Raw genomic sequence first — 12,451 nt, 5'->3', positions numbered from 1 at the left:
ACGGCCCCCGTCGGGGGGATGCCCTTCGCGCAGGGCGCGCCCGCCGTGCCCGGGCCGCTGCGCTACGAGCTGCTCGGCCCGCTGCGCGTGGTGGACGAGCACGGCGAGCACAGCCCGAGCGCGTACAAGGTGCGGCTGCTGCTGGCGACCCTGCTCGGCCGGGCGGGCCAGGTGGTCACCATGGAGCAGCTGGTGGAGGCGGTCTGGGGCGATCGGGCCCCGACCCGGGCGTCGGCCAACGTGCACGTGTACGTGTCCCAGCTGCGCAAGTTCCTGCACCGGGACGGCGTGACGCAGACCCCGATCGCCACTCAGCCGCCGGGCTACCGGATCACGGTGGCACCCGAGTCGATGGACCAGTTCCGCTTCCGCCGCCTGGTGCAGGAGGGCCGCGGCCACGCCCGGGCGGCCCGGCACGAGGACGCGGCGACGGCCTTCGGCGCCGCGCTGTCGCTGTGGCGCGGGCCGGCCCTGGAGGGCCTGCGGGACAGCGCGCCGCTGGACACGCTCGCCTCGCGCCTCGACGAGGACCGGCTGGAGTGCATCGAGCTGCTGGCCGAGTCGGCGCTCGCGCTGGGCCAGCACCGCGAACTGATCGGGCTGCTGTACGCCGCGATCGACGAGAACCCGCTGCGCGAGCCGTTCTACCGCCAGCTGATGCTGGCGCTGTTCCGTTCGGAGCGGCAGGCGGAGGCGCTGCAGCTCTACCAGCTCGCCCGGCGTACGGTGAGCGACGCGCTGGGCGTCGAGCCGTGCCGCTCGCTGCGGGAGCTGCACCAGGCGATCCTGGAGGACGACGACCGGCTCTACCTCCGGACCGGAGCCTGAGGGCCTCCGTACCGGATCCGGGGAGCCGTGCCGCCGTCCCCGCCTCACCCGCCCGGCCCGCCGGCCGGCGCCGGGCCGGGCGCTCAGGCGCGCGAGCCGGTGACCTTCGCCTTGCCGAACGCGCCGAGCTTGACGTCACCGATCAGGGTGTCGCCGGTCACGGTCAGGGTGTAGCGGCAGTCCATCGGCATCGGCTTGACCAGGCGCACCTTGAAGGTGATCACGTTGTCCTCCAGCTTGCCCTCCTGCAGCGCCAGCGTGGTGCCGGCCGAGGTGCTGGTGCCGGTCAGGTCGTCGCCGTCGGCGACGATCAGCAGCGCGGCCTCCTGCCGGCCGATCGGGGTGTTCACGGAGATGTTCCACTTGCCGGCGACGTCCATCGAGCCTCCATAGTCGGGTGTTGGCCCGAGCCTAGGAGCCGGTCCTAGACCCGCCCTTGGCCCGGCCTAGCCCTCGCCTTGCGCCGGTCTAAAGCCGTCCGTCCGGAGCCGTCCGGAGCCGTCCGGGGCCGGCTCCGGACGGAGGGGCTCAGTCGCGCATGAACACCACGCGCCGCGCGGTGCCCGGCTGGCCCGGCACGGAGGCGTTCATGGCGGGCCGGCCCGCGGGGACGGCGCGCTCGCGGCCCCAGGTCCGGATGTCCTCCAGCTGCTCCGGGTTGGTGCGGCTGAACGGCGTCATGTTGGTGAAGGTGTCCAGCACGAAGGAGAGGTCGGGCTCGGCCGAGCCGCCGTCGAGGTGGACCTGGGCGGCGACGTCGTGCAGCGCGGCCTCGATGTCGGAGCCGGCGAAGCCCTCGGAGAGGTCGACCAGCCGCTCGACCTGGTCCGGTTCGGGCTCGATCCGCAGGTAGCGCCGGTAGTACAGCTCGATGATCTCCTTGCGGTCCTGGTCGTCCGGCAGGTCGACGAAGAACAGCTCGTCGAAGCGGCCCTTGCGCAGCAGCTCCGGCGGCAGGCTCCGGACGTCGTTGGCGGTCGCGACCACGAACGCGCGCGACTGGGACTCCTGCAGCCAGAACAGGAACTGGCCGATGATCCGCTGGGGCACGCCCGACATGTCGTGCCCGCCGGCCAGCCCCTTCTCGATCTCGTCGATCCAGAGCACGCACGGCGACACCCGGTCGGCCGTCTCCAGCGCCTCCCGCATCCGGCCCTCGGACTCGCCCAGGTACTTGCCGTGGATGCTGGCCATGTCGAGCCGGTAGAGCGGCAGTTGCCACTCCGAGGCGATCGCCTTGGCGGACAGCGACTTGCCGCACCCCGGTACGCCCACCAGCAGGACGCCGCGCGGCGGCCGCAGTTCGGTGCCGCGCAGGTCCGCGTGCATCAGCTGGTGCTTGCGCTTCAGCCAGGCGCGCAGGCTGGACAGGCCGCCGACCGAGTACTCGGAGGACTTCAGGTGGACCCGCTCCAGGCCGGCCAGGTCGCTGAAGATCCGGTCCTTGGCCCGGGCCAGCGCCAGGACGTCGTCCGCCTCCACCGAGCCCTTGGCGACGATGGTGGCCATCAGGTTGACCGCCTCGCCCTCGGTCACCCCGATCAGGAACTCCGAGGCCCGCCGCACGTCGTCCTCGGTCCAGCTGATCGGGACGACGCCGTGGTGGTCGTCCAGGAAGCTCCGGACGATGTCGTACATCTCCTCCGTGGTGGGCAGGTCGAGCTGCAGGCTCATGCCGAGCCGCTGGAGGCCGCTCCAGATCGGGTTGTCGGTGATGAGCACGATGCTGCCGGCGTTGGAGTCGGCGAGCCGGGCCAGTTCGGCGACGTGGCGGGCGGTCGGGCTGTCGACGTCCAGGCCGTCCGGGTCGACCAGCACCAGCGTCGCCTGCGGGCGGGCGGTGAACTGGGCGGCGGCGAACTCCATCGCGCCGACGAACGAACGGTCGTCCTGCATGGGGCTGTTGGTCCGCAGGTCGCGCAGGCCGGTGGCCCGGGTGTAGACCCAGAAGGGCAGGTTGCCGCTGCGGGACTGGGTGGCGACCTCGCGGACGAGGCGCAGCGCGCGCTGCTGCTCGATGGTGCGCAGGCCGATGACCGGCACCCGGGCGGTGAGGTAGCTGCCGAGGTCCCGGCGGCTGTCGGCGTAGTTGGGCATGGGGGCCTTCCGGCGTCGGGGGAGGGGCGGGTCAGCCGCGGACGATCCGGCGGCGGGGCGGGGCGGCGGGGTCGTACGACCAGCCGTCCCGGGAGGCCGGGGCGGTCTCGGCGATCACCGCGGTGAGCGGGTTGTCGCGCAGGGTCCGGCGGCGCTCCTCCAGCCAGCCCGGATCGACGTCGAGCGCCGCGAGCCGGTCCAGCTCGCCCTCCTGGTCGGTCTGGAAGCGGCGGATCCGCTCGTCCACCACCTCGGTCAGCCGGGTGCGGAACTCCTCGTCCAGGCCGGGGTGCTCGGCCAGGGCGCGGACGGCCCGCAGGCCGGTCCTGGCCTGGGCCAGGGCCCGGCCGGCGCCGAACTCGTCGGGTGCGGCGTTGAGCGCGGCGGTCAGCGCGTCGGACCAGTCCTGGAGCCGCCGGGTGAGCGCCTCGGTGACGCGCACCCGGAACCGCTCCCGGGTGTCCTCGGGGAAGTCCTCGAGGACGAGCGGCGGCAGCCCTTCGGCGGCCTCCGGCGCGCCCCGGGCCCAGCGTTCCAGGAAGTCGGCCCAGGCCCGGTAGGAGCCGCCGGAGCCCAGCAGGCCGGTCACAGCCCGGTGCCCGGGCGGCGCACGGTGAGCTCGCCCGGCGGCAGCGGCTCCCAGTCGGGCAGGCCCTCGACGAGCCGGCGCAGCCGGCTGGTGGCGCGGTCGGTGGAGGGGCGGGGGCTGGCGGCCCACGGGGAGCCGGCGGCCGGCGGTCGGCGGGGCGGCGGCGGGGGAGGGGTGGTCACCGGTGGCTCCCTTGCTGGGTCTGGTGGTCCTTGGTGAGGACGGTGCGTCCGTCGAAGGGGGAGGGGCCGTGGGCGGCCCCGGCGAGCGAGGCGATCATCGCGCGGGTCTGCTGCTCGACGGCGTCGGCGGCCCGGTAGCGGGACTCCCAGTCGGTCAGTTCCGCCGCCGCCGCGCGCAGTTGCAGCAGGGACTCCTGCTTGGCCTGTTCCAACAGTCGGCGGGCCGAGCCGACGACCCGGCGGCCGGCCTCGTTCCTCGTGTGGAGGACCAGCCCCCAGATCCCGCCGACGACCGCGGCGGCGATGAAGGCGAACCCCGCGTTGACGCCGGTGAACACCAGCAGGATCATCGCGACCGCGGCGACCAGCGGCACCAGCTTGCGCTTCAGCGGGTACGCGAGGGCGGCGAGGAAGGGCTGGGCGTGCCGGTCCCAGTGCTCGGCCAGCGAGTGCTCCAGGACCTCCAGCGGGGTGGTGAAGGCGCCGGTCCACGGCGGCAGCTGGAAGGTCTGCGCGCCGACGTTGTGGGAGGAGCCGAGCACCGCGTGCACCTCGGGCGGCACGGCCCGGCGGTAGGCGAGGGCGAAGGAGGCGTGGGCGTCGGCGAACCACTCGTGGCAGGCGGCGACGGCCAGCCGCTGGGTGGCGGCGGAGGCGCCGATGGCGCTCGGGTTGAGCGCGGCGGTGGACTGGACGGTCAGGTAGTCGAGCGTCTCGTCCAGCGAGGCCGCGTCGACCTCGACGGCGTGCCGGGCGCGGTCCAGGTCCCCGTCGTGGTCGACCACCGCCTGGTTGAACGCCAGGTCGCGCCGGAGCGGCAGCTCCTCGTTGTCGTACTCGGACACCAACCGGTCGAGGATGTCGTCGATGGCGTCCTCCAGCCGGTCCGACGCCTCGCTCTCCCGGGCCATCATGGCCGTGTACTTGTCCAGTACCCGCTGGTGCGCGCGGGCGCCGGACAGCGCCGCGTCGAGCTGCGGCCACTGCGGGGAGAGCGCCGCGAGCCGGGGGAACTCCGGCTGGGCGGTGGGCGTGCGCAGCGACTCGATCTCGGCGAGCCAGCGGCGGACCTGGGCGGCCCGGGCCTCGTCGTCGCCGAGCAGCGTCGCCCGCCAGCCGGAGAGGGTCTCCTGGAGCAGCTCGCGGCCGGCCGCGCCGAACGCGCCCTGCGAGAGCGACTCCAGGATGACGGCGAACTCCCGGCCCAGCCGGGCCGGGTCCTGGGCGATCAGGTAGTGGCGCAGCCAGCGCACGGCGACCGCCTGGCGCCGCTGGCGGCGCAGCACCAGGGCGAAGAGCAGCGAGGTGCGTTCGGGCGAGCGCCGGAAGGCCTCGTCGATCGCCCGGTCGCAGAGCGTCCGGTCGTCGGCGGCCCAGGCGGCGAGGGCGACCAGGGCCGGCGCCAGCCAGTAGCGCGGGGTCTGGATCATCAGCTGTTCGCTGACCGTGCGCACGGTGTCCTCGGAGACGAGGCCCGTGTCGAAGGCCTGGAGCATGCCGACGGCGGTGCGGCGCACGGTCTTGTGGTGGCCGAACTCGTGGTCGAGCTTGTCCTGGACGACGCCGATCCTGGTCTCCGCCCGCTGGACGGCGGCGGTCAGTTCGAACCGCTGGGCGAAGGCGAGGAACTTGTTCTGCAGGTCCTGCAGTTCGCCGCGGGTCTGCTGCTGGGCGGCGTTCACGGCCGTCACCTGGCCGGAGACCGCGCCGACCTGCTCGCCCAGCCGGACGACCATGTTGTTGACCTGCTGGACCTGGCCGCGCAGATAGTGGTCCACCTCGGTCATGCTTCGCTCCGATCGGTGCAGTGCGTGTGCGAGTGAGGGTGTGTGTGCGGGTGAGGGGGTGGGGTGCGGCTCACGGCCGGACCACCGTGCCGTCCTGGAGGACGGGCAGGACGAGGCCGCTGCCGTACACCTCGACGTAGGCGTAGGCGCCGGTGCGCACGATCATGCGCGCCGCCCCGAACGGCTCGGGGACCTGGTCGCCGGGCGCGAAGTGCTGCAGGATCACGCGGAACAGGTCCAGCCGGTGGTCGACGAACGGCGGGCCGAGGTAGCAGGTGGCGAGGAAGCCCAGCGGCACGTCGCCGTAGGCGGCCTGGTAGTGCTCCTTCAGCCAGTCGGACAGTTCGGCGCAGGCGGCCGGGTCCAGCCCGGCGTCCAGACGGCGCACCGCCCGGAGCAGGTCGGCGGGCCGCGGCCGCAGCTGGTCCGCGGTCGCGCCGGACCGCACGGCGCGCTGCGGGGCGGCGGCCGCCCGGGCGGGTGGAGCGGCGGCGGGGCCCGGGCGCACGATGCGCCGGGGCCCTTCGATGGATCCCATGATTCCCCCGAACCGAATGGCGTGATGTGGACTGCGCGGCCGGAAACCGTCGGCGGTCGCCCGAGCAGGATAGTGACGGATCATCAAGAATGCGAAGTGTTCGGCGGGCGGGATCGGACCGGCGACCGGAAGGCGCCCCGAAGTCGACCGCTCCGCGACCGGACCGCCGGTCGGTGGGGCCCGACGAGGCTGCCACACTTGCTCGCCATGGGGAACGTCCACGCACTTCTGGTCGGGATCGACGACTACACCGCCCTCGGGTACGACGCGCTCGCCGGCTGCGTCAACGACGTGACGGCGGCCGAGGAATGGCTGCGCCGACGGGTGGGGGAACGGCTGGTCGCGCACCGGCTGCTGGACCGCGAGGCCACGGTGGCCGCGGTCCGGGCGGGCATCCGCGAGCACCTCGGGCAGGCCGGCCCGGAGGACACCGCGCTGCTCTGGTACGCGGGCCACGGCGCCGAGTTCGACGTGCGCACGGAGGAGGAGGCGCGGATCGAGGCCACCGGCCGCTACCAGGCGCTGGTCTGCGCCGACGCGCCGCTGGCCGACAAGGAGCTCGCCGTCCTGCTGGACGAGGTGGCCGGCACCGGCGCGCACCTGGCGGCGGTGCTCGACTGCTGCTTCTCGGGCGGGGCGACCCGCCGGCCACCGCGCGGGCCCGCCGTCCGCTCGGTGACCCCGCACCCGTCCTGGTACGGACGGGTCGCGCCCCCGAACCCCGCGCCCGTCGAGGGGGCGCCCGCCGGAGGGATGCGCGACGCGACGGCGGGCGGCGCGCGGCCGGAGCGGGCCGGGCACGTCCTGCTGGCTGCGAGCCGGCTCGACCAGGTCTCGCACGAGGACTGGTTCGACGGCCGCCGCCACGGCGTGTTCACCCACGCCCTGCTGGGCGCCCTGGACGAGGCCGGGACGGGTGCGAGCTACCGCGAGATCATGGCGGCCACCCGGTGCCGGGTCCAGGCCTGGGGCGAGGTCCAGCACCCCACCCTCAGCCCGCAGGAGCCCGGCGGCCCCGCCGACCGGCCCTTCCTCGGCGGGGCGGTCCGCCCCGGCAGCCCGTACCTGCTGACCCACGGGGTGGACGGCTGGGAGGTCGACTGCGGCCAGGTCCACGGCCTGCGCGACGACGAGGGCGGCGGCGCCACCGAGTTCACCGTCACCGGTGGCAGCGGGGGCGGTAACGAGGACGGCGGCGGGGGCGGCGGCGAGAGCGCCGAGGAGGGCGCCGGCGGCTCCGGGCCCCGGGCCAGGACCGTCCGGGCCCGGCGCGTCCGCGCCCGGCACACCCTGGTCGACCCGGCCGGCTGGGAGCCCGACCGGGGCCGGGTCTACCCGGTGGCGCCGTCCGCGCTCGCCCTGCCCCCGACGACGGTGCTGATCGAGCCGGGCGCCCCGGAGGCGGAGCGGCTGCTGCGCGAGGCCGTCGCCACGGCCGGGCCCGGCGGCGGCCCCTCGCCGCTGCTCCGCGTCGCCGGCGACCCGGCGGCGGCGGGCGACCTGCTGCTCCGGGTCGACCCGGCCGGCGGGCGGGCCGTGATCACCCGGCGGGACGGCACCGGCACCGTGGACCCGCTGCCGCTCACCGGCCCCGCCGACGCCCGCACCGTCGTCGACTGCCTCGAACACCTCACCCGCTGGTACCGGCTCCAGCGGCTCTCCAACCCCGGCTCGGACCTCGCCTCCGCGGTGCGGATCGAGATCCTCCCGTGGGACGACCCGCAGGCCGGTCCGATCCTGCCCGACGGCAACGGCGAGATCGTCCGCGCCCACGAGCCCGACGCGGGCGGCTGGCTGGAGCCCCGGGTGACGATCCGGCTGCACAACCGCTCGCACCGCCGCCTCTGGTGCGCCCTGTTCGACCTGACGGACCGCTACCGCAGCCACTCCGCCCTCTACCGGGGCGACTTCATCGGGCCGGGGCGCACCGGCCACGCCCTGGACGGCCGCCCGGTCGCCCTGAGCCTGCCGGCCGGCCGCGCGGTGCGGCCCGGCAGCCAGGGCCGCGACTGGCTCAAGCTGATCGTCGCCGAGGAGGAGCTGAACACCGTGCCGTTCCACCTGAACGCCTGGGACCCGGGACGCCCGGCCGGGCGCGGCGGCGGCCCGGCCTCCGACGGGGTGCTGCGGTTCACCGCCCGCGGTGGTGCCGGCCGCGACCTCGGCGAGGGCCGCTCGACCGGGCGGTGGGCCACCCGGACGGTCGCCCTGCGGTCGGTGGTGCCCGGGCCGGGCCACTGAGGCCCCCCGGGCGGCCGGTCCGCCCGGCCGGCCGCCCGGACGCTACCGCCCGAGGTGGGTGAAGCCCGCCCAGGTCGTCAGGTCGTCGGGCTCGACCGCGCGCGCCCGCGCGGCGAGCGCCGGCGGCATGTCGGGCGGCGCCACCCGGTCCCGGTCCAGCATCCACAACTGGGCCGAGCGCAGGGCGCGTCCGGGCGGCTGCCCCTCGCGCCGCAGGAAGTGGTGCGTCATGAACATCAGCACCGAGGTGGCGTCGTCCGGCACCGTCCACAGCGAGCCCACCACCGACCGCGCGCCCGCCACCAGGAACGCCGTCGCCAGGCTGTACGCCTCGTTGTGCCCGCGCCCCGACACATGGGTGCGGCAGGCCGCCAGCACCACCAGGCCCGGCCGCGCCGAGCCCTCGGCCGTCATCGTCCCGGTGAGCTCCTCGGCCGCCAACTCGCCGCCGTGCAGCGACAGGTACGAGCTGTGCCGGTCGTTCGCCGCCACCGTGCCGTGGCAGGCCAGGTGCAGTACGGCGCCCGCGCTGCGCCCGTCGCGCAGCCACTCCAGCACCTCCCGCGGCGTCCCGCTGCCGTCCGGCACGCCCGAGGCGCGCCGCCCCAGGTAGCCGCCCCGGGGGTAGAAGCCCTGGTGCAGCGCCTCGGCCTCCTCGCCCGCGTAGCGCAGGTCGCCGGTGGGGTTGCCGACGATCAGCGCGGACTCCGAGTACGGCAGGTCGGGGCGGCGCGACACGTCGCAGAGCAGCCGGGCCGAGGCCGCGTAGGAGATCTGCGCCGCCTCGACGGCGTAGCGCCGCCGCCCCGCACTGCCCGGCTCGTACGCGGCGTGCCACGGCACGGTGCCGAGCGCCCCCATCGGCACCAGCATCAGGCGCGGCGTCCGGCCCTCCCCGACGAAGGGTTCGAGCGCGGTGAGCAGCGGGCGCACCGCCGCGTACCAGGCCCAGGAGCAGAGCCGGTCCAGCTGCCGGCGCAGCGGCGGCGGCGCCTCGCCGGGCGGCTGGGCCGGCCCCAGGTCACGGGCCGCGCCGGCGTCCGGGCGGTACTCCCGCACCGGGCCGGCGTCCTCGCGCAGCCGGGGCAGCGGCAGCGAGCGCACCCGCCCGTCGTCGGTCACCACGACCGCCGCGCCGCCGCCGTCCGGCGAGGCTGGCACCAGGTACGCCAGGGCGTCGACGCCCAGCCGGCGCAGCGCCTCCCCGACCTCGGCGGGCTCGGGCGGTTCGAGCAGCCCGTCCGCGGAGCCGTCCGCCCGGGCCGCGTCGGCGAGCACGGCCAGCACCTGGCCGCGCAGCCGGCTCGGCACCGTCCTCGCGGGCCGCACCAGCGCGCTCTCCCCGGGGGCGGGCTCCGCGGCGCCGGTGCTCAGCCACTCCTCGGCGAGGTCCGGCCGCCCCGCGGCCGTCAGCCGCTCGGGGACGGAGCGGGCGACGGCCGCCGAGTGCAGCACGAGGCCGCGGCAGGAGTCCAGCGCCTGCAGGGCCTGCTCCGGGACGCCGTCCTCCAGGCACCAGGCGGCCGCCTCCAGCGCGGCCTCGGTGGCCCGGGCGGCGGCGGTGGCGGCGTGCTCGGTGCCCGACTGCAGCAGCGCCGCCCAGGCGAAGCCGCGCAGGGCGTCCAGTCCGGCGTGCCGGCCCCGTCGGCGGTCGTCGCGGGCGGCGTCGGCCCGCAGCCGGTAGGCCCGGCCGAGGGTGAGGCAGGACGCCGCCCAGAGCCGGTGCGCCGGGCCGTCGAGGCGGGCGACGGCCCGCTCCAGCAGCACCACCCCCGCCTCGTAGCCGCGGCGGTCGCCGGTCGCGGCGGCCTGCCCGGTGCGGCCGTTGCCGAGGGCCATCGCGTAGCGCACCCAGTCCTCGGTGTCCTCGCCGACCAGCCCGAGCGCCTCCTCGACCAGCTCCAGGCCCTCGGCCAGCAGCCGCAGGTCGCCGCGCGGGCCGGCCGTCAGGCAGCGGGCGATGCCGCCGTCGCCGAGCAGCCAGGCCCGGTGCTCACGGGGCAGCCGGGCCGCCTGCCGGCGCAGTTCGGCCACGGTCGGCCTCCCCGGGGGCGGTCCCAGCTCGCGGGCGCCGAGGCGGCGGGCGAGCGCGTCGCGCAGGTTGTGCGAGTGCTCCAGGGCCAGCCAGAGCTCGGCGCGGCTCGGGTCCTCCGGGTCGAGCGCGCGGTACACGGCGGCGAGTTCGGCGACGGCCCGGTCGGCCCCGGCCAGGTCGCCGCGCGCGGCGGCGCGCTGCGCCTCGAAGCCGGCCCGCTGGCCGTCCATCAGGCGCCGCAGGTAGGGGGGGAAGTCCGGGTTGTCCCGCAGCTGCTCCATCGCCTCCAGCGCGGACTCCATCTCGTCACCGCGGGCCTGCAGTTGGCCGAGCTGCGCCGAGGCCATCGCGCGGGCCAGGTCGACCCCCGCCCGGAGGCGCTCGTCCTGCCCGTCCAGGAGCGCGGCCGCCGCCTCCAGCTGGGCCAGCGCCTCCTGGGTGGAGGCGGGGTCGCCCTTGGACACGCCCTCCCGCATCCGGGCGGCGCCGAGCATGCCCTGGACGGCGCCCCGGGTGGTGGCGGGCCCCTCGAAGGCGGCGGAGCCCTGGAACAGGGCGGCCTTCTCGGCCTCGCCGACCAGGGTGCCGTGCGGGTCGATCAGGGGCAGCGCGCCGAGCAGCCGGGCCCCGAACAGGGCGCGGTCCGGGCTGTCCGGGGGCAGCTCCTCCCACATCCGGTAGAGCCGCCGGAACCCGTCCTTCGTGTGCTGGTCGAGCGTCAGGTCGTTGGCGAGGTGGCTGAACTCGGCGTTGTTGAGGTTGATGAAGCTCCGGCCCTCGGTGATGTCCTCCTGGAGCTCCCGGGCGGCCTTCAGGGCGTCGGTGTAGACCGGGTCGTCGACCGGGGCCAGCGGGTCCGGGGCGTTGCCCGGCTCCTCCGTGCGGGCCCAGGCGAGCAGGATCCGGGCGGTCTGCCGGACGGCGGGGATCGCGTCCTCGGACAGCGCCTCGGTCGCGCCGCGGACCACGTCCGGCAGCCGCTGCCGGTCCCGGTCGTCGAGGTAGCGGGTGTGCTGGAGCACGGCGAGCAGGGCGGCCGGGGCCCACAGCGGGCCGTCCCGCTCCGGCTCCCAGCGGTGGACGGCCTCCCGGAGCAGTCCGAGGGCGCGGTCGCGGCCCTCGTTGTCGTCGCGTTCGGCGGCCCGGTCGTAGAGCAGGCGTCCGAAGGCGTCGAGGTAGATCGGGGGGAGGGTCCGCACGGCGTCCGGCCGGGCCAGCACCGGCGCCAGTTCGGCCTCGGCGGCGGCCGGGTGGGAGCGGTCCTCCCACTGCCACCAGAGCAGCGCGCGGATGAAGATCGCCCTGGTCTCGGCCTCCTCGGCCCACACCGGCGGTTCGGCCGCGCGCTGCCGGGCGGCGGCCAGGGCGGCCCGGAACTCCCGCCGGGCCTCCTCCAGTTCGGCCCGGTCGGCCCGGTTGCGGCCGGTCCACAGCAGCGAGGTGGCCAGCCCGTAGCGGAGCAGCGGCACGTCCTGGTCGGCGCCCGCGGCGGCGAGGGCCGAGCGGTAGTGCCCGACGGAGGCCTCGGCGTCCTCCGGGCTGTTCGCGAACCGGGCCCGCTCGTAGTGGAGGTGGCCCAGGTCGGCCCGGAGTTCGACGGCCTGCGGACTGTCCGGCGCCGCGTCGGGCAGCGCGTCGTGGTGGCGGCGCAGGGCGTCGTCGATCAGCGGCAGGCGTTCGGGCGGCGGGGCGCCGTCGGTGATCCGGGCCTTGGCGGCCAGGGCGATCAGCCGCCGGCCCAGCACCTGGACGTCCGGGTGGGCGCCGGGGTCGGCGGCCAGTCCGCGCAGGCCGGAGTCGACCAGTTCGTAGACGTGGTCGAGGAGTTCGGCCGACGGGTCGAGGTCGTACTGGAACGCGCGGACGTGCCCGTACACCACCCGCCAGGCGTGCCAGAGGTCGTCCTCGCCGGGCCGGGCGAAGGCCCGCTCCATCGCCTCGGCGGCCAGCCGGAGGTCCTCCGGGCGGTCCTGGCGCAGGTGGAGCCGGTAGCTCTGCTCCCCGACCGTGGCCCAGGCGGTCGGCGCGTCCGGGTCGTCCGGGTCGTCCGGGGCGTGCGCCACCTCGGCGAGCAGCGCGTCCCGTTCGGCGCGCAGTTCGTCGTCGGTCGGCTCGGCCGGTTCGGTGCTCTCTTCCACGGCGGTGCTCCTGCTG

General features: G+C 76.2%; 9 protein-coding genes. 2 read left to right on the top strand and 7 right to left on the bottom strand.

The genetic code is table 11. The annotated features are described in order from the left end of the window. Positions 1 to 18 precede the first annotated feature (18 nt). On the top strand, positions 19 to 828 hold the full coding sequence (locus tag ACWD4P_RS15255; protein ID WP_359829588.1) for an AfsR/SARP family transcriptional regulator: 810 nt from the start codon (positions 19 to 21) through the stop codon (positions 826 to 828). 83 nt (positions 829 to 911) lie between these two features. Here the strand turns inward: ACWD4P_RS15255 and ACWD4P_RS15250 are convergent, their stop codons facing one another. The 6 genes from ACWD4P_RS15250 to ACWD4P_RS15225 form a co-directional block, all read right to left on the bottom strand. Continuing rightward, entirely contained in the window at positions 912 to 1,208 is a 297-nt protein-coding gene (locus ACWD4P_RS15250; RefSeq protein ID WP_359829587.1) for a hypothetical protein, read from the bottom strand. A gap of 148 nt (positions 1,209 to 1,356) precedes the next feature. Next, positions 1,357 to 2,925: an AAA family ATPase gene (locus ACWD4P_RS15245; protein ID WP_449779912.1), complete on the bottom strand. Its 1,569-nt coding sequence runs from the start codon at positions 2,923 to 2,925 to the stop codon at positions 1,357 to 1,359. Between the two features lie 31 nt (positions 2,926 to 2,956). Continuing rightward, positions 2,957 to 3,514: a hypothetical protein gene (locus tag ACWD4P_RS15240; protein WP_359829585.1), complete on the bottom strand. Its 558-nt coding sequence runs from the start codon at positions 3,512 to 3,514 to the stop codon at positions 2,957 to 2,959. Continuing rightward, positions 3,511 to 3,696, bottom strand: coding sequence for a hypothetical protein (locus ACWD4P_RS15235; RefSeq protein ID WP_359829584.1), 186 nt, complete (start codon positions 3,694 to 3,696; stop codon positions 3,511 to 3,513). The genes ACWD4P_RS15240 and ACWD4P_RS15235 overlap by 4 nt, the downstream gene beginning before the upstream one ends. Further along, complete coding sequence (locus ACWD4P_RS15230) at positions 3,693 to 5,483, bottom strand: hypothetical protein (protein ID WP_359829583.1); 1,791 nt, start codon at positions 5,481 to 5,483, stop codon at positions 3,693 to 3,695. The genes ACWD4P_RS15235 and ACWD4P_RS15230 overlap by 4 nt, the downstream gene beginning before the upstream one ends. 70 nt (positions 5,484 to 5,553) lie before the next feature. Continuing rightward, entirely contained in the window at positions 5,554 to 6,021 is a 468-nt protein-coding gene (locus tag ACWD4P_RS15225) for a hypothetical protein (RefSeq protein WP_449779911.1), read from the bottom strand. Between the two features lie 207 nt (positions 6,022 to 6,228). On the opposite strand from ACWD4P_RS15225, the gene ACWD4P_RS15220 reads away from it, so the two are divergent. Then, positions 6,229 to 8,262 carry a caspase family protein gene (locus ACWD4P_RS15220; RefSeq protein WP_449779910.1) on the top strand — a complete coding sequence of 678 codons (2,034 nt, stop codon included), beginning with the start codon at positions 6,229 to 6,231 and terminating at the stop codon, positions 8,260 to 8,262. Positions 8,263 to 8,304: 42 nt separating this feature from the next. Here the strand turns inward: ACWD4P_RS15220 and ACWD4P_RS15215 are convergent, their stop codons facing one another. After that, complete coding sequence (locus ACWD4P_RS15215; RefSeq protein WP_449779909.1) at positions 8,305 to 12,435, bottom strand: CHAT domain-containing protein; 4,131 nt, start codon at positions 12,433 to 12,435, stop codon at positions 8,305 to 8,307. Between the last annotated feature and the right edge of the window lie 16 nt (positions 12,436 to 12,451).

The organism is Kitasatospora sp. NPDC002543, from assembly GCF_053594915.1.
This window is presented reverse-complemented; position numbering and strand designations above follow the sequence as displayed.

What these genes read in the sequence shown, in the direction of transcription:
- ACWD4P_RS15255 (WP_359829588.1), top strand. Translation starts at nt 19, where the DNA reads ATGCCCTTCGCGCAGGGCGCGCCCGCCGTGCCCGGGCCGCTGCGCTAC.
- ACWD4P_RS15220 (WP_449779910.1), top strand. Translation starts at nt 6,229, where the DNA reads ATGGGGAACGTCCACGCACTTCTGGTCGGGATCGACGACTACACCGCC.
- ACWD4P_RS15230 (WP_359829583.1), bottom strand. Translation starts at nt 5,483, where the DNA reads ATGACCGAGGTGGACCACTATCTGCGCGGCCAGGTCCAGCAGGTCAAC.
- ACWD4P_RS15250 (WP_359829587.1), bottom strand. Translation starts at nt 1,208, where the DNA reads ATGGACGTCGCCGGCAAGTGGAACATCTCCGTGAACACCCCGATCGGC.
- ACWD4P_RS15225 (WP_449779911.1), bottom strand. Translation starts at nt 6,021, where the DNA reads ATGGGATCCATCGAAGGGCCCCGGCGCATCGTGCGCCCGGGCCCCGCC.
- ACWD4P_RS15245 (WP_449779912.1), bottom strand. Translation starts at nt 2,925, where the DNA reads ATGCCCAACTACGCCGACAGCCGCCGGGACCTCGGCAGCTACCTCACC.